Source organism: Microlunatus parietis (assembly GCF_013407955.1).
Taxonomy (GTDB): Bacteria; Actinomycetota; Actinomycetes; order Propionibacteriales; family Propionibacteriaceae; genus Microlunatus; species Microlunatus parietis.
This window is the reverse complement of record NZ_JACCBU010000001.1, coordinates 1,426,521-1,441,593: the sequence shown is the minus strand read 5'-3', so window position 1 is coordinate 1,441,593 and position 15,073 is coordinate 1,426,521. Positions and strand designations below refer to the sequence as shown.

Annotated in this window: 17 protein-coding genes; 10 read left to right on the top strand and 7 right to left on the bottom strand. The window is 69.3% G+C overall.

Annotated elements, in window-relative coordinates:
- Positions 1-39: 39 nt before the first annotated feature.
- Positions 40-1,020: a CorA family divalent cation transporter gene (locus BKA15_RS06780; RefSeq protein ID WP_179749242.1), complete on the bottom strand. Its 981-nt coding sequence runs from the start codon at positions 1,018-1,020 to the stop codon at positions 40-42.
- A 113-nt stretch (positions 1,021-1,133) separates the two neighbouring features.
- Between BKA15_RS06780 and BKA15_RS06775 the strand changes: the two genes are divergently transcribed.
- The 4 genes from BKA15_RS06775 (at position 1,134) to BKA15_RS06760 (ending at position 3,097) form a co-directional block, all read left to right on the top strand.
- The gene (locus BKA15_RS06775) at positions 1,134-1,373 is read left to right on the top strand and encodes a hypothetical protein (protein WP_179749240.1); all 240 of its coding nucleotides are present in this window, start codon (positions 1,134-1,136) and stop codon (positions 1,371-1,373) included.
- Positions 1,374-1,436: 63 nt separating this feature from the next.
- A complete protein-coding gene (locus tag BKA15_RS06770; protein ID WP_179749238.1) occupies positions 1,437-1,988 on the top strand; it encodes a hemerythrin domain-containing protein in 552 nt (183 codons plus the stop codon).
- A gap of 19 nt (positions 1,989-2,007) precedes the next feature.
- Entirely contained in the window at positions 2,008-2,832 is an 825-nt protein-coding gene (locus BKA15_RS06765; RefSeq protein WP_179749236.1) for an endonuclease/exonuclease/phosphatase family protein, read from the top strand.
- Between the two features lie 67 nt (positions 2,833-2,899).
- Positions 2,900-3,097 (top strand): CsbD family protein, encoded by a 198-nt coding sequence (locus BKA15_RS06760; RefSeq protein ID WP_179749234.1) that lies wholly within the window; start codon positions 2,900-2,902, stop codon positions 3,095-3,097.
- 89 nt (positions 3,098-3,186) lie between these two features.
- Here the strand turns inward: BKA15_RS06760 and BKA15_RS06755 are convergent, their stop codons facing one another.
- Both BKA15_RS06755 and BKA15_RS06750 read right to left on the bottom strand, forming a co-directional pair.
- Positions 3,187-3,576 (bottom strand): DUF6766 family protein, encoded by a 390-nt coding sequence (locus BKA15_RS06755; protein WP_218871096.1) that lies wholly within the window; start codon positions 3,574-3,576, stop codon positions 3,187-3,189.
- Positions 3,577-3,782: 206 nt separating this feature from the next.
- Entirely contained in the window at positions 3,783-4,034 is a 252-nt protein-coding gene (locus BKA15_RS06750; protein WP_179749232.1) for a metallothionein, read from the bottom strand.
- Positions 4,035-4,156: 122 nt separating this feature from the next.
- On the opposite strand from BKA15_RS06750, the gene BKA15_RS06745 reads away from it, so the two are divergent.
- Positions 4,157-5,332, top strand: coding sequence for an alcohol dehydrogenase catalytic domain-containing protein (locus BKA15_RS06745; RefSeq protein WP_179749230.1), 1,176 nt, complete (start codon positions 4,157-4,159; stop codon positions 5,330-5,332).
- Between the two features lie 137 nt (positions 5,333-5,469).
- On the opposite strand, the gene BKA15_RS06740 is transcribed toward BKA15_RS06745, so the two are convergent.
- The 3 genes from BKA15_RS06740 to BKA15_RS06730 form a co-directional block, all read right to left on the bottom strand.
- On the bottom strand, positions 5,470-5,673 hold the full coding sequence (locus BKA15_RS06740) for a hypothetical protein (protein WP_179749228.1): 204 nt from the start codon (positions 5,671-5,673) through the stop codon (positions 5,470-5,472).
- A gap of 211 nt (positions 5,674-5,884) precedes the next feature.
- Positions 5,885-6,598, bottom strand: a complete 714-nt coding sequence (locus tag BKA15_RS06735; protein ID WP_246322277.1) for a GAF and ANTAR domain-containing protein — start codon at positions 6,596-6,598, stop codon at positions 5,885-5,887.
- Positions 6,599-6,716: 118 nt separating this feature from the next.
- Entirely contained in the window at positions 6,717-7,157 is a 441-nt protein-coding gene (locus BKA15_RS06730; RefSeq protein ID WP_179749226.1) for a CBS domain-containing protein, read from the bottom strand.
- Between the two features lie 129 nt (positions 7,158-7,286).
- Here BKA15_RS06730 and BKA15_RS06725 point away from each other — a divergent pair, with 129 nt between their 5' ends.
- From BKA15_RS06725 to BKA15_RS06705, 5 genes are all read left to right on the top strand, one after another.
- Complete coding sequence (locus BKA15_RS06725; protein ID WP_179749224.1) at positions 7,287-7,868, top strand: type 1 glutamine amidotransferase domain-containing protein; 582 nt, start codon at positions 7,287-7,289, stop codon at positions 7,866-7,868.
- Between the two features lie 374 nt (positions 7,869-8,242).
- Positions 8,243-9,619: an ABC transporter substrate-binding protein gene (locus tag BKA15_RS06720; RefSeq protein ID WP_179749222.1), complete on the top strand. Its 1,377-nt coding sequence runs from the start codon at positions 8,243-8,245 to the stop codon at positions 9,617-9,619.
- Between the two features lie 42 nt (positions 9,620-9,661).
- Positions 9,662-10,582, top strand: coding sequence for a carbohydrate ABC transporter permease (locus BKA15_RS06715; RefSeq protein WP_179749220.1), 921 nt, complete (start codon positions 9,662-9,664; stop codon positions 10,580-10,582).
- The gene (locus tag BKA15_RS06710) at positions 10,579-11,433 is read left to right on the top strand and encodes a carbohydrate ABC transporter permease (protein ID WP_179749219.1); all 855 of its coding nucleotides are present in this window, start codon (positions 10,579-10,581) and stop codon (positions 11,431-11,433) included. The genes BKA15_RS06715 and BKA15_RS06710 overlap by 4 nt, the downstream gene beginning before the upstream one ends.
- A 178-nt stretch (positions 11,434-11,611) precedes the next feature.
- A complete protein-coding gene (locus BKA15_RS06705) occupies positions 11,612-12,202 on the top strand; it encodes a dihydrofolate reductase family protein (protein ID WP_179749217.1) in 591 nt (196 codons plus the stop codon).
- Between the two features lie 66 nt (positions 12,203-12,268).
- On the opposite strand, the gene BKA15_RS06700 is transcribed toward BKA15_RS06705, so the two are convergent.
- Complete coding sequence (locus BKA15_RS06700; protein ID WP_179749215.1) at positions 12,269-15,013, bottom strand: alpha-mannosidase; 2,745 nt, start codon at positions 15,011-15,013, stop codon at positions 12,269-12,271.
- Positions 15,014-15,073 lie beyond the last annotated feature (60 nt).

Genomic DNA, 15,073 nt, shown 5'->3' with positions numbered 1-15,073 from the left:
ACCCACAGGTATCCGGCGGCGGCTCCCGTCAAACCGAGCTCAGATCCAGCGACGGCGCTTGAAGACCAGGTAGCAGGTGACGTCGGCGACGATGATCACGACCGCGACGACCGCCCAGCCGAAGTCCGACTCGACCAGGGGCAGGTTCTGGAAGTTCATGCCGTAGATGCCGGCGATCAAGGTCGGGATCGCGAACAGGGCGGCGAGCGCCGAGATGGTGCGCATGTCCTTGTTCTGCCGGGTGGCGACATTGCTCTCGTGGCTGGAGATCACGGCGTCGATGGACCGCGAGTGATCGTCGGCCATCGCCGCGGTGCCGGTCAGCCCGTCGATCAGGTGTTCCAGGTACGGTTCCAGCCGCTCCCGGTCGACCGCGAGGTCGGAGAGGTGATCCCGGCCGCCCTCGAGCGCGGCGCTGAGGCCGGACACGGCGCGGTCGACGTGACCGATGTTCTGCCGGACCCGGTAGATCTCGTGCACGTCCTCCCGGATGTCGGCGTCGAAGACATCGCTCTCGATCTGTTCCAGTTCGCTCTCGATGTCGGCGGTGGCGCGGCTGTACCGCGTGGTGATGTCCGCCATGATCGTGTACGCCGCCGCGGCGGGCCCGTTGCCCACCTCGTGGCGGCGGTCGTGGAGGATCGCCTCGTAGTCGGTCGACTCGTGTCCGTTGGTGTGCTGGACCGTGAGCAGCCAATGCCCGGCGAGGAACAGGAAGACCTGGCTCACCGCCAGGACGCCGCCGTCGGGCACCAGGTCCCACACGACGACGAACAGATGGTGCTCGTACCGCTGCACCTTCGGCTGCTGCCGGCCCGACAGGGCATCCTGAACGGCGAGCGGGTGCAGCTGCAGCGGCTCGCGGAGGCGCTCGAGCGTCTCCCGGTCCGGATCGGTCAGGTCGATCCAGGCCAGTCCGTCGCAGGCCTTGGCTCCGTCCAGCGCGGCGGCGAGGTCTTCGAGGCCGTGCTTGGACTCGATCTCGCCCTCGGCGTCGAGCACCAGGATGCGTTCCGACATGTCTGATACCTACCCACGAGGCCGTACCGGCAACCCACGCCGGGCCCTGCTGTCTGACGCCGGGGGCCACTGGGTACCTCGAAGGATCCGAGGCCGCACGGTAGGAGCCGATCATGATGACAGAACTACGGGAATGCTCGGTACGTGAGCTGTTGCTCGAACTGAACCGGATCGAGGAGCAGATCCTCGCCACCCGGCTGTATGCGCAGGCGGAGTCGGGCCACGGCGCCGTCAATCCGCGCCTGGTCGAACTGGCGGACCGGGAGCGGGCGATCACGGTCGAACTCGGCCGCCGCCGGCACTCCCTGAACGAGTGGTTCGCGCACCGGCTGCTGGACGTCAGCCGGACCTGAGGCGGCGTTTGAGCGAGCGCCGGCCGGGTACTGCGAAGCCAGTCATCACGAGAGGAGCCGGTCATGCCGGACGAGGACGTCGTCGAATTGATCATGAACGACCACCGAGAGGTGGAGCGCCTCTTCGAGGCACTGCGGACCAGGCCGGCGGACCGGCCGCTGCTGATGCCGCAACTGGCGTCGCTGCTGATCGCGCACAGCCGGGCCGAGGAGTCCGAGGTCTACCCGGTCGCCCGGGACGAGGCCGGCGAGACCGAGGAGGTCGCGCACAGCCAGGAGGAGCACGAGCAGGCCGATGCCCTGCTCGGCGAGTTGTCCAAGCTCGATCCGGCCAGCGCCGAGTTCGACAGCAAGCTGGAGGAGTTGATCGAGGGCGTCACGCACCACGTCGAGGAGGAGGAGTCGACGGTGCTGCCGGGGATGCGGGAGCGACTGTCCGACGCCCGCCGGGCGGAGTTGGCCCAGGCGTTCAGCGAGGCGAGGGCGGCCCACCTCGGTGATCAGCCGGGCGGGGAGACGCGGGAGGAGCTGGTCCAGAAGGCGCAGAACCTCGGCGTCGCCGGAGCCGGCTCGATGAGCAAGGACGAAGTGAAGGAACAACTGCCCAGGCCCTAGCGCGGCGAGGAGGACGGCGATGCCGACCGGCGCCGAGGGGTCGGGACGGCTGCGGCTGGTCACCCTGAACACCTGGGGGACCCGCGGCGACTGGCCGCGCCGGCTGGAGATCTTCCGGTCGGGCTTCGCGGCGCTCGACGCCGACGTGATCACGCTGCAGGAGACGATGCTCGGCCCCGACGTCGACCAGGCGGCGGCGATGTTGGGGCCGGGTTATCACCTCGTCCAGCAGCAGGCCCGGGAACCGGACGGGCAGGGGATCACGACGGCGAGCCGGTGGCCGGTCGGCCGGGTCATCGAGGTCGACCTGCACCTGACCGACCGCACCCACGACTTCGCCTGCACCTGCCTGATCACCGAGATCCTGGCCGCGCCGCCGATCGGCCGGGTCTGGGTCGCCAACCACTTCCCGGACTACCAGCTCGATCACGAGTACGAACGCACGCTGCAGACCGTGCTGGCCGCGCGCGAACTGGAGCGGCTGGTCCGCGGGGCGCCCGGCCATGTCGTGGTCGCCGGCGACCTGGACGGGGACGCCGGCTCGGACAGCCTGCGGTTCTGGACCGGCCGGCACGTCATCGACCGGACCAGCGTCTGTTACCGGAGCGCCTGGGAGTCGTACCGGCCCGGCGAATCGCTGACGACCTACCCGCCGGAGAATCCCTGGTCCGTCGAGCCGGACTGGCCGTTCCGCGGGATCGACCACGTCCTGATCCGCTGCGACGGGCACGGCCCGACGCTGGCCATCGAGCGGGCCGAACGCTGCTTCGACCGCGGCGCCGCGACGCCGAGCGACCATTACGGTCTCGTTGTCGATCTAGCGGGTCTCCCAGCCGGAGACTGACCCGTTTCGCCCCGACCGCAAGCGGGTACGGGAGGAGTTCAAGAGAACCGAGACGAAGGAGGGTTCGATGAGCTTCGCGGACAAGGCCAGAGAGAAGGCCGATGAGGTCGCCGGCAAGATCAAGGAGACGGCCGGGGACGCGACCGACGATCGGGATCTCCAGGACGAGGGTCGAGAAGAGCAGGCCAAGTCGAAGGCCCAGCAGGCCGGTGAGCAGTTGAAGGATGCCGCTGACAAGGCCAGGGATCGCATGACCGATCGCTAGTCCGACACTGCGGCGGGTGGCCACGGGCACGGCCCGTGGCCACCTGTTCGTCGTCGGCCCGGCACCTGGGGTCCGTCGACGCCGAGCGCTCAGTCCTCGCCGTGCTTCTCCAGCCGGTCGTTGATCAGGTCGACCTTCGCTTCCAGCCGCTCCATGTCCTCGGCGTCGACCTTGAAGATCAGATGCTTCGCGCCGAGTAGCAGGATCGCCTGGAACACCAGCTGCAGCCACTCGCTCTGCCAGTTCTCGAACGTGCTGGCGAGGAAGTTCGGCCAGAACTCGGCCCACGCGAACGGCTGCCCGTGCTGCGCCTGGACGCTGCTGAACTCGCTCAGCTGCATGAAGAACTGGCCGACCCAGGAGCCGAGAAACAGGATGATCAACACGAACACCGCGCCCCAACGGCGCAGGGGATGGTTCCGTCGGCGCTGTTCGTCCTGCGACAGCGGGACACCGGATTCGGTCGTCGGTCTGGTCATGATCATGGAATACCCCACACCGACGGGCGACAAACCCGGCAAAGCCCGGCCCTCCAACGTCCTCGCTGGAGGGCCGGGCTCCTTGCGGCGGGCCGTGGTGCGCGGACTCCGCATGCAATCGGTCAGGTGGTCCGGATGCCGGCGCTGAACGGTCCGGGTCAGCCTGTAGCCGACCTTGTACCCGGCCGGGCGGGCTTCAAACGCCGTCAGGCCATCGAGGCTTCGGCGTTGTCGCTGACACCGACGACGCCTGATTCCCTGGCGCAGTGGGCACAGCAGAAGATGGCGCCGCCGGCCTGGATGCCGTGGCCGACGATCCGGCAGTTGCAGTGACCGCAGCGTGGTGCCACCCGTTCGATCGCGCATTCGAAGCTGTCGAACGTGTGCGTTCCGGAATCGCTGGTGATCACCGTGAAGGCGAACGGGTAGTCGTTGCCGCAGGTGTCGCAGACGGCCATGGTGAGTTCCTTCCCTTGAACGATTCCTGCACTACCCGCTGGGGCGGACCGTCAAACCGCTTGGGCGGCCGGGCGATCGGGTACCCGGTCGGTGTCGAGACACGAAGAAGGGGAGTGCCCTGATGCGAGCCGTGACCTGGCAGGGCCGGCGCAAGATCACCGTGGCAGGGGTGCCGGATCCCGTACTCAAGGATCCGGGGGACGTGATCATCTCGGTCACCGCGACCGGCATCTGCGGCTCCGACCTGCACCTGTACGAGGTGCTCGGGCCGTACCTGACCCCCGGCGACATCCTCGGCCACGAACCGATGGGCGTCGTCGAGGAAGTCGGCGCGGGCGTCACCAAGCTCGAGGTGGGAGACCGGGTCGTGGTGCCGTTCACCATCGCCTGCGGGAGTTGCTGGATGTGCCGGCAGGGCCTGCAGTCGCAGTGCGAGACCACCCAGGTCCGGGAGTACGGCTGCGGCGCCGCGCTGTTCGGCTACTCGAAGCTGTACGGCTCCGTGCCCGGCGGCCAGGCCGAGCGGCTGCGGGTCCCGTACGCCGACTACGGGCCGATCCGGATCGACGGCAGCGCGCCGGATGATCACTATCTGTTCCTGTCCGACATTCTGCCGACCGCCTGGCAGGCCGTGGAGTACGCCGACGTCGACCGCGGCGGATCGGTCGCGGTGCTCGGCCTCGGCCCGGTCGGCCAGTTGATCACCCGGATCGCCAACCACCGAGGGCTGCAGGTGTTCGGCGTCGACCCGGTGCCGGAGCGGCGAGTGATCGCCGACCGGCACGGTGTCGGGACGCTGGACCTCTCCAAGAGCGTGCTGGACGAGCTGCGCGACCGGACCGAGGGGCGCGGGCCGGACGCGGTGATCGACGCGGTCGGCATGGAGGCGCACGGCTCGCCGGTCGTCAAGGCGGCGCACGACGCGCTCGGGCTGCTGCCGGGGCGGCTCGCGGAACCGCTGCTGGACCGGGCCGGGCTGGATCGGACCGCAGCGCTGCGGCTCGCGATCCGCGCCGTGCGACGCGGCGGAACGCTGTCGCTGGCCGGGGTGTACGGCGGCGAGATCGATCCGCTGCCGATGCGGGAACTGTTCGACAAGCAGGTCCAGATTCGGATGGGGCAGTGCAACGTACGGCGCTGGACCGACACGTTGCTGCCGCTCGCCGAGGATCCGGCGGATCCGCTCAGCCTCTCCTCGCTGGTCACGCACCGGCTGCCGCTGGACGAGGCGCCGGCGGGCTACGAAATGTTCCAGCGCAAGGACGACGGCTGCCTCAAGATCATTCTCGAGCCGTGACCGAATGGCTCGGATTGGGCCTGCCCGAATGGGTACGAGGGCGGTAGGCCGGACGGAACGCCCCGGGAGTCCCGGCCGGCTGAGGTTGCGGCGGTTGAACCCACAGCCGTCGCAACCGACCTGCGGCTGCCGGCGGCTCAGCCGTTCGTGATCAGCAGCGCCCAGCCGACGCCGAGCCAGCCGAACCACGCCGGGGCGACGCCGGAGGTGAGGACAGCCGCGCCCAGCAGCGCGAACGCCGCATACGCGGACGCCAGATGGGCCGCGAAGAGCGAGTTCGCCCAGGCATCGAACGATGGGAAGCCGTCGGGGATCGCGCCGGTCGCCACCGTGCGTTCCATCGCGTGACGGTGAGCCGGAAGGTTAGCGACACGACCCAGGCCACCGCGCCGACGCCGTACACCGCTGCCGCCATGGCCGCGAAGGCGCGGCCGGCCGGTGCGGCGGGCAACGTCGCGAAGGCGGATCGCCAACCCGGCGACCAGTGCGACTCCGATCAGATCTCGAACGTCCATCAGCACCGCCGTTGGTCCACTGAACGCCGCGCCCGCGCTAGTCGTCGCCGGTGCGGCGTGGCGGTTCGAGTCCCGGCAGCGCGCGGGTCTCGATCAGCTGGATCGCGATCTGGCGGAGCTTGGTGTTCGTGTCCTGCGAGTAGCGGCGCAGGACCGCGAACGCCCGGTCGGAGTCGATCTCGTACCGCTCCATCAGGATGCCCATCGCCTGGCCGACGAGCTTGCGGGCGTCGACCGCCTCGGCGAGCGTGGCCTGCTGCCGGCTGCCCGCGACCGCGACCGAGGCGTGCCGCGCGACGATGTGGGCCACCGCGGCATCGTCGGTGTCGAAGGCGCCGGGCTCGGGATGCCCGGCCAGCAGCAGGCCGGCGGGCCGCTGCCCGATGCGCAGCCGGACCAGCAGCAGGCTGCGCAGATCGTGCTCGATGTCGGGCGGCCAGCCCGGCCAGCGGTGCTGCGCCGTGATGTCACCGACCACGACGGCGGCCGGCGACTCGAACGCATCGCTGATCGGTCCGGAGTCCGTGACCGCGAGCCGGACCAGCGCGTCGCCGCCCTCGGTGGACGCGGCGACCTCGAGCCGCTTGGGATTCTGTCCCAGCAGGATGGCAGCCGATGAGGCCCCGAAGGCGTATTTGGCGAAGTCCGCGACGGCCTCGACGGTCTCCTCGACCGATCCGGCCTCGTGCATCCCGGTCAGCAGGCCCAGGGCCTCATGATCCAGCGACTGGTGCAACTCGCCTCCGGTCAACCTGCCCTCCTTGATGAGTTCGTCGACCGCCGGCGGGTCCAGGCATGCGAGAACCGGACCGGATGCGGTGTGGGCATCTTCCCGCATCGCGGCCCGGATCACCAGACGAACTCGAGAATCAGGCCTGGGCCGTGTCCGGCTCCCGCGTGGTGGACACGTCCGCGAGGCAGCGGCCGACCAGGTCCGGCGGCAGCGCGCGCGCCACGTCGGCCTGGGCCACCATCCCGACCAGGTCACGCCCGGACAGCACCGGCAGCCGGCGGACCAGATGCTGCGCCATGGTGCGCAGCGCCTCCTCGGCCGGCGCGTCGGCGTCGACGGTGACCGGCTCGCCGCGAGCCAGGTCGCCGGCCTTCATGGTCGCCGGGTCGGAGCCCTCGGCCACGCAGCGGACCACGATGTCGCGGTCCGTCACCATGCCCTTGAGCCGGTTGTCGGTGCCACAGATCGGCAGCGATCCCACGCCGAGGTCGCGCATCAGGCGCGCGGCTTCCGACAGCGATTCGTCCTCGCCGACGCAGCGAGCCTCGGGCGTCATCAGTTCTCGAACAGCGAGCATCGGGATCTCCTCCAGGATCGCGGCTGGTGCTCGCCCCGTACCCCTCGGCCGGGCCGGCCAAACGACGGCGATTGGACGGCGTCCACCCGGGTACCTGCCCGGTACCGGAAGTCGAACGAGGAGAAGACCGTGACCGACGAACTGCGAGACCGCAAGATCGCGATCCTGGCCACCGACGGGATGGAACAGGTCGAGTACGAGGAGCCGCGCAAGGCCGTCGAGGAAGCCGGGGCGATCGCGACCCTGGTGTCGATCAAGGACGACGAGATCCAGGCGATGAACGGCGACCTGGATCCGGGCGACCGGTTCCCGGTGGAGGCGGCGGTGGTCAACGTCGCTGCCGAGGATTTCGACGCGCTGATCCTGCCCGGCGGAACGATCAACCCGGACCGGCTGCGGGCCGATCCGCACGCGGTGGCCTTCGTCCGGGCGTTCGCCGACGCCGGCAAGCCGATCGGCGCGATCTGCCACGGGCCGTGGACGCTGGTGGAGGCCGGGGTGCTGGCCGGCCGGACCGTCACCGGCTATCCGAGCATCCGGACCGATCTCCGCAACGCGGGCGCCGAGGTGGTGGATCGTGAGGTGGTCACCGACCGGGGCCTGGTGACCAGTCGCTCCCCGGACGACCTGCCCGCCTTCTGCGCCAAGATCATCGAGGAGTTCGCCGAGGGGCGGCATCGGGTCCCGACCGGTGCTGTGCCGGCCGAATGATCACGGGTACGGCGGGTGGCTGATCGGCGACCTGACCAGGCCCCGGGTGATCGTCCGGCGGCGCCCCGCCGGGCCTCGCTGCGGCGATGCCGAGCTCGAACGGGGCGCCGTCACACAAGGGTTACCGTGTCGTCTCCTGGAAGGGATTGTGAAATCGTTCCCAGAGTCTTAGGCTCACTGGCCACGGGACGATGTGACCTGCTCCGGCGCCTCACGGCCGACGGATGGGGCGGATTCGAGGACCTACCGCCGGTGGATGGAGGCGCGGACGGCTTCGGCCATCGGGGCGATGGACGGCCCGTAATGTGGGATCGGTTGCAGATCTGCTCGTAGTCGGGACCGGAATCCCGGCGAGTTGGGGAGGAAGGTCGAAGATGACCCGAGCAAGAGTGCGGTGGATCGCCGCCGCGGCGGTACTGACCCTGGGTGTGGCCGGGTGCAACGGCCCGTCCATCGGATCCCGGGAGCCGACGGGCAGTGCCCCGGCCAACCCGTTCAGTACGGAGGTGTCCGGCGCGCTGCGGACGAGCGGGTTCAATCCCGCGGACGAGGTGGGACAGTCGCGGGCCGACTACGCGGCGGCCCAGTTGAGCGGCGTCACGGTCACCATGGACAAGACCAATTTCGATGCGCAGAAGTTCGCCGCGCAGGCGGCGTCCGGGCAGACGCCCGACCTGATCCAGACCGACCGGGCGATCGTGGCCACCCTGGCCAGCAAGGATCTGATCATCCCGCTGGACCAGTGCTACGAGGCGTTCGGGGTCAAGCCGCGGGAACAGTACTACCCGTCGGTGGTCGACGACGTCAGCTACGACGGCAAGATCTTCGGCATCCCGCAGTTCTTCCAGGCCAACGCCCTGCTGGCCAACAAGCGGGTGCTGGGCCAGGCGGGGGTGACCGCGGCCGACCTGGACACGTCCAAGCCGGACGCGATCGTCGCGACGGCGAAGAAGCTGTACCAGGAGAAGGGCGGCAAGCCGACCGTGATCGGCTTCGACGCCGACCTGCCCGGTTCCTCGGCGATGTGGTTCACGGTGTTCGGCGGCGCCGCGTACGACGAGCAGGGCAAGCCGACCCTGGACCGGCCGGAGAACGTCGCCGCCCTGACCTGGATGAAGCAGCTGATGGACGCCCAGGGCGGCTACCCGAAGGTGAAGAGCTTCAAGGACTCGATGGACGTCTTCGGCGCCGGCAACCAGTACGTGAAGGACCAGGTCGCGGTCCAGACCTGGGCCCAGTGGTACCCCAACGTACTGGCCGACACCAAGGACAAGGTGTCCCTCGAGGCCGTACCGATCAAGAACTCCGCCGGCGAGCCGATCGCGATGGCCGGCGGCACCTCGTTCGCGATCCCGAAGTCCGGCAAGAACCCGTCGGCCGCCTGTGCCTGGGCGATCAAGGCGACCTCGAGCGAGGCCTGGATGGCCGCCGCCGATGCCCGGATCGAAACGGTCGAGAAGAACAAGAAGCTGTTCACCGGCCTGATGACCGGCTCGCCCGTGGCCGATCAGCAGATCAAGGACAAGTACGTGAAGCCGACCGGCAACGCCGAGTTCGACCAGGTCATCGAGACCTACTACTCGGTGCTGGCCAAGCCGGTCACCAGCGGCTCCTCGCCGGTCGGGCAGACCGTGCAGCAGGACCTCACCAACGCGGTCACCGTCGCGCTGACCGGCGAGAAGACGCCGGAGCAGGCCCTGGCGGACGCGCAGGAGTCCTCGCTGCGCGCCTGGGAACAGGCCACCAAGTAGCCACCCGCGCGCCGAGACCGACCACGAGGCGGAAGGGGACCGATGGCTGCCCGGGTGAAGGAGCCGTACAACAAGCGGGAGGCGTTGGCCGGCTATCTGTTCATCCTGCCGTGGATCGTCGGGTTCGGGTTGTTCACGGTGATCTCGATGACGTACAGCTTCGGGCTGTCGTTCACCGACTACGACCTGTCCACCGACGTGATCATCCCGGTCGGGATCGACAACTACCGGCTGCTGGTCGACGACCCGAAGGTGCTGACCTCGCTGTCCAACACCTTCGTGTACGCGATCCTGGCGGTCCCGCTCGAGCTTGCGCTGGCCCTGGTGCTGGCGCTGCTGCTGCAGGGCGCGACCCGCGGCGCCGGCTTCTTCCGGGTGATCTACTACCTGCCGAAGATGACGCCGGCGGTGGCGACGGCCTCGGTCTTCCTGCTGCTGCTCAACGGCAACACCGGCGCGATCAACTGGTTCCTCGGCCTGTTCGGGATCCCCGGCCCGCAGTGGCTGGTCGACCCGGCCTGGGTCAAGCCGTCGATCGTGATCATGGGCCTGTGGAGCGTGGCCGGGTCGATGGTGATCTTGCTCGCGGCGCTGCAGAACGTGCCCCGCGAGCTGTACGAGGCGGCCGAGACGGACGGTGCGCCGAAGTGGAGCCAGTTCTGGCGGATCACCCTGCCGCTGATCTCGCCGACCCTGTTCTTCCTGGTGATCGTCAACACGATCGCCTCGCTGCAGATCTTTGACCAGGCGTATCTGCTGTTCTACCGCGACGGCAACAGCAACGCCCCGGACGCGGCCCTGTTCTTCGGCGTGTACCTCTACCAGGCGGCGTTCCAGCAGTTCAACTTCGGCCTGGCCGCGGCGATGGCGTGGCTGCTGTTCGTGATCATCCTGGGGATCACCGCGGTGCAGATCAAGATCGGCGACAAACTGGTCTACTACGAGGGCGGCGAGCGGAAATGACGGCGCCGCCGCGGAAGGTGATCGGCCAGGTCGTGCGCTGGGTGCTGATGATCGGCTTCGCCTGCGTCTTCCTCTATCCGTTTGCCTGGCTGGTCGCGGCCAGCCTGAAGCCGCGGGGCGAGGTGTTCGACAACAAGCTGATCCCGGACACCGTCGTCTGGGGCAACTACGTCCAGGTCTGGCAGGAACTCCCGCTGATCAACTGGGTGCTGAACTCGATCATCATCGCCGGCCTGGCGGCGACCCTGGTCACCCTGTCCAGTTCCATGATCGCGTTCGGCTTCGCGTACTTCCGGTTCCCGGGCCGGACCGTCCTGTTCCGGCTGCTGCTCGCCTCGATGATGCTGCCCGGTGCGGTCACCCTGATCCCGAACTACCTGATCTGGAAGTATCTGGGCTTCCTCGGCAGCAACGTCCCGCTCTGGGGCGCGACGCTGTTCGGGTCGGCGTTCTACATCTTCCTGATGCGCCAGTTCTACCTGTCGCTGCCGCGCGACCTGTTCGAGGCGGCGCGGGTGGACGGCTGCAGCTACTTCGGCCTGTTCCGCCGGATCGCGTTCCCGCTGGCGCTGCCGTCGGCCCTGATCGTCTTCCTGTTCGAGTTCCAGGCCTCCTGGCAGAACTTCACCGGCCCGCTGATCTACCTCAACTTCGGCCGGATCGAGGACTTCACGGTGCCGCTCGGCATCGCCTACGCGATGACGAAGTACTCACCGACCGCCGGCGGGCACGGCGACTACCAGTTCGTCATGGTCGCCTCCCTGGTGGTCACACTGCCGCTCTTGATCATCTTCGCGTTCGCCCAGAAGTACTTCATCCAGGGCATCGCCTCGACCGGCCTGAAGGGCTGACCGACCGCCGGACCCGAGTCGACCATGTGGTCCAGCGGTGTCCGGTGACGCAAACCTCGGCAGGCCGCACGTACGCGCCGGTGATCTTCCCGCGAAGTGTCGAAAGCGCTCGGCTGGCTCCGTACGGGCTGTGAGCGCGCGGCAGTAAGGCCCGGGCCCGCAGAATCGAGGAGTAGCGATGAACAAGGTCGTGTTGTACATGTCCATGTCGTTCGACGGCATGATCTCCGGTCACGACGACGGGCCCGGACGGGGCCTGGGCGTCAACGGCGAGGCGTTGCACGCCTGGCTGAGCGACGGCGGGATCAGCCCCGGGTCGCACCGGCCAGGGGTCGGCGTGAACGCCGAGGTGTTCGACGAGATGATGCAGACCGGCGCCGTGATCACGGGGCGGCGCACCTTCGAGCTGGCCGGCGGCTGGGGCGGTGATCACCATGACGGCGTGCCCGTCTTCGTCCTCACCCGTCAGCTTCCCGACCAGCCCGCGCCGGGCCACGCCCGCTACGTCACCGAGCTCGAGTCGGCCGTCGCGCAGGCCAAGGAAGCCGCCGGCGACCGCAACGTCCTGCTGCACGGAGGCTCGGCCGCCCGGGCCCTGCTGGACGCCGGCCTGGTCGACGAACTGGTCATCCATCTCGTTCCGATCATCCTCGGCCGAGGCCGCCGGCTGTTCGACGACCAGGGGCACCGGGCGCGCAACCTGGAACTTGTCAGCGCGACCGAGGGGGCCGACGTGCTGCACCTGCGTTATCGCGTCGTGAGCCGTTGAGCCCGGCCCGGACCCTATCCGCCTCTGGAGTGGTTCGAACGATCGAGACCGCTGTCGCGGCAGCGGTCAGGTGGCGCGCTTGATCATCGCCGGGGCCTGGGTCTGGGCGGCGGGGCGTTCGTCGGTGCCGCTGCGGTCCGGGCCCATGATCAATCCCTCGGTGGTGAACTCGGGCGGGGGAGTGCCGCGCTTCGTCTCGAACACGCCGGGATCCTCCAGCGGCCGTTCGATCAGGTCGACCTCGGTGACCCGGCGGCGCGGCGATCGCGGCACCCGGAACGTCCGAAGCTGGTACGGGGCGAAGGTGGCCGTGATCTCCCGGCCGGCGACCGGCAACCGGAGCGCGACCTCGGCCGGCTCGCCGGTGGTCTCCACCGCGCGGACGATCAGGTCCGGCCCGTCGTCGCCGTCGTCCTCGGTGCCCTTGATCGCGGTGATCATGACCGGTCCGGCGGCGTCGGCCAGGCTCAGCCGGCGCGGCAGCGGACCGGCGTGGAAGCTCTCCAGCATCGCCCGGACCGGCTGGCCGAGTTCCGCCGCCCGCCGGGTCGCCGCGACCGAACGCCAGTCACCGGCGTGCGGCACCAGAGCCAGACTGAACCGCTGCGCGCCCTGATCCTGGAAGCGGTGGATCTCGCCCTCCCCGATCAGCCGCGGATCGTGCCAGGAGTAGACGGCGCTGCGGACCGCGGTGATGCCGAGGCTGGCGGACGTCTCGCCGTCGGCGGGGGAGGCGTCGTAGCCGTGCTTGGCGTTGTTGATCACCGTCAGGCCGGCGGCCCGGGCGTTCCGGCCGCGGCCCAGCCGCCCGGTCAGGTCGACCCAGCTCTGGGCGGGGTCCTCGGCGCCGTTCAACTCGCGTTCCAAGGTGGCGAACGGGATCTCGTAACGGGGCCGCGGGTCGGTCAGCGCGACCGGCACCCGCAGCTTCATCAGTTGGGCCTGCTGGCGCCAGTCGATCTCGACGTCGACCCGGAGCTGATCATCGGCGTGACCCAGCACGAACTCCTCGATGATCACCGACCGGTCGTAGGTTCGTTCGACCCGGAGCCGGGCCCGCACCGAGCCGTCCTCACGGACCTTGATCGCGGTCAGCGTCGGTTCCGCACCGGGCCACGCGTAGGAGACCACCCGGTGCCCCCAGGTGTCGGTCGGGTCCTCGCACACCTGCAGGTGCGCACCCGTAGCGCCGGCCACCGGATCGAGCCCGGATTCCTTGTCCAGCAGGGAACTGAGCCAGCCGGTCGCCGGATCGATCACGGCCCGGAGCCGGGCGTTCTCGATCACCCAGCCGGTCGACCCGTCCGGCTCGCGAACCCGTACCGGCTCGAAGGCGGGATTCTCGGGACCGGGCCGGAGCGAGTGCAGCGCGTACCCGAAGGCGGGCAGGTCGGCGCTGAACACCACGGCACCGCGGGACCGGTCACTGGTCGTGGAGACCGACTGCACCCGTTGCGACGGCACCGTCCGCTCCTCGTGGTCGACGACGTGGACGCCGAGCGGCTGGACTCCGTAGTTGATCTCCACCAGGGTCCGGACCGGCCAGGGATGGGGATTGAAGATCAGCACCGGCTGGGTGCCCTCGACCAGCGGTACGTCGACCTGGCGGGCCAGCGCGTTGTGCACCCGGGTGATGATCCGCTTCGAGATCGCGACCGCCTCGCCGAGTTGATCACGGGCGTCGTCGTAGGCCGACTCGATCGCCGAACCGGGTAGCACGTCGTGGAACTGGTTGAACAGCACCTGCTGCCAGGCCCGGGTCAGGTCGTCGCGCGGATCGGCGAGCGCGGGGTTGCCGGCCCGGCCGAGCAGGTCGCCGGCGATCGCCCAGCGCTCCGCGGTCAGCACCGCATGCTGGGCCCGGCGCTGCCACTGCTTGATCCCGCTGTGCGCGGAGTAGCAGCCCGGCGCGTGGTGCTGCAGGTCGCCCCGGCGGACCGGCAGCTCGAGGTCCGGCTCCGCCTCGAGCCGGGCCCGCACCTCGTCGAAGTAGCGGTCAGGCGAACTCATCAGCAACCTCCCGAAGGTGCCCATCCGGTGGTAGCGCTCGATCGAGGAGATGTTGGCCCGGGTCGGTCCGCCGCCGTGGTTGCCGACGCCGTAGAACACCATCAGCGGATCGAACCCGCGGTCGACCTGGCCGAGCGCCTTCTCCGTCTGGCCGGACACGTCGCCGGGCGGCGAGCAGTACTCGTACGGGATCCGGCAGGCGAGCACCGTCGAGCCGTCCGGAGCGGTCCACCAGAACGGCGTGTCGAACAGGTCGGCCTCGTGCGGGCCCGGCCTCAGGAACGTGTACGCCGACATCCCCTGGCCGCGCAGGATCGCCGGCAGCGACGCGGCGTGGCCGAACGGGTCGACGTTCATCCCGACGGTGGCGGGGAGCCCGAAGTGTTCGATCAGGAAACGCTGCCCGTACAGGCCCTGCCGGACGAACGACTCGCCCATCGGCATGTTGCAGTCCGGCTCGACCCACCAGCCGCCGACGTTGACCCAGCGGCCCTCGGCGACCCGTTCGGTGATCTTGCCGAACAGCACCGGATCGACCTCGCGGACCCAGTCCAGCAGTACGATCTGATCACAGGTGTAGACGAAGTCGTCGAACTCCTCCATCCGGTGGATCGCCGACCAGAACGTGGCCCGGGCCTCTTGGTAGCCCTCCTGCCACGGCCACAGCCAGACCGGATCGAGATGGGAGTTGCCGATCAGGTGCAGGGTCCGGTCCGGCGTGGCCAGCGGCTGCGGAGTCGGCGGCCGGTCCCGTGGCTGATCCCCGGAGGGTGCGTTGGAGAGCGGCGGACGTTCGGTCATGCGGGTCGGCTCCTCCCCGGCGGCCCCGGGCACGCCGGTCCGTACCGGATTCGGGATGAT

What these genes read in the sequence shown, in the direction of transcription:
- BKA15_RS06780 (WP_179749242.1), bottom strand. Translation starts at nt 1,020, where the DNA reads ATGTCGGAACGCATCCTGGTGCTCGACGCCGAGGGCGAGATCGAGTCC.
- BKA15_RS06775 (WP_179749240.1), top strand. Translation starts at nt 1,134, where the DNA reads ATGATGACAGAACTACGGGAATGCTCGGTACGTGAGCTGTTGCTCGAA.
- BKA15_RS06770 (WP_179749238.1), top strand. Translation starts at nt 1,437, where the DNA reads ATGCCGGACGAGGACGTCGTCGAATTGATCATGAACGACCACCGAGAG.
- BKA15_RS06765 (WP_179749236.1), top strand. Translation starts at nt 2,008, where the DNA reads ATGCCGACCGGCGCCGAGGGGTCGGGACGGCTGCGGCTGGTCACCCTG.
- BKA15_RS06760 (WP_179749234.1), top strand. Translation starts at nt 2,900, where the DNA reads ATGAGCTTCGCGGACAAGGCCAGAGAGAAGGCCGATGAGGTCGCCGGC.
- BKA15_RS06755 (WP_218871096.1), bottom strand. Translation starts at nt 3,576, where the DNA reads ATGACCAGACCGACGACCGAATCCGGTGTCCCGCTGTCGCAGGACGAA.
- BKA15_RS06750 (WP_179749232.1), bottom strand. Translation starts at nt 4,034, where the DNA reads ATGGCCGTCTGCGACACCTGCGGCAACGACTACCCGTTCGCCTTCACG.
- BKA15_RS06745 (WP_179749230.1), top strand. Translation starts at nt 4,157, where the DNA reads ATGCGAGCCGTGACCTGGCAGGGCCGGCGCAAGATCACCGTGGCAGGG.
- BKA15_RS06740 (WP_179749228.1), bottom strand. Translation starts at nt 5,673, where the DNA reads ATGGAACGCACGGTGGCGACCGGCGCGATCCCCGACGGCTTCCCATCG.
- BKA15_RS06730 (WP_179749226.1), bottom strand. Translation starts at nt 7,157, where the DNA reads ATGCTCGCTGTTCGAGAACTGATGACGCCCGAGGCTCGCTGCGTCGGC.
- BKA15_RS06720 (WP_179749222.1), top strand. Translation starts at nt 8,243, where the DNA reads ATGACCCGAGCAAGAGTGCGGTGGATCGCCGCCGCGGCGGTACTGACC.
- BKA15_RS06715 (WP_179749220.1), top strand. Translation starts at nt 9,662, where the DNA reads ATGGCTGCCCGGGTGAAGGAGCCGTACAACAAGCGGGAGGCGTTGGCC.
- BKA15_RS06710 (WP_179749219.1), top strand. Translation starts at nt 10,579, where the DNA reads ATGACGGCGCCGCCGCGGAAGGTGATCGGCCAGGTCGTGCGCTGGGTG.
- BKA15_RS06705 (WP_179749217.1), top strand. Translation starts at nt 11,612, where the DNA reads ATGAACAAGGTCGTGTTGTACATGTCCATGTCGTTCGACGGCATGATC.
- BKA15_RS06700 (WP_179749215.1), bottom strand. Translation starts at nt 15,013, where the DNA reads ATGACCGAACGTCCGCCGCTCTCCAACGCACCCTCCGGGGATCAGCCA.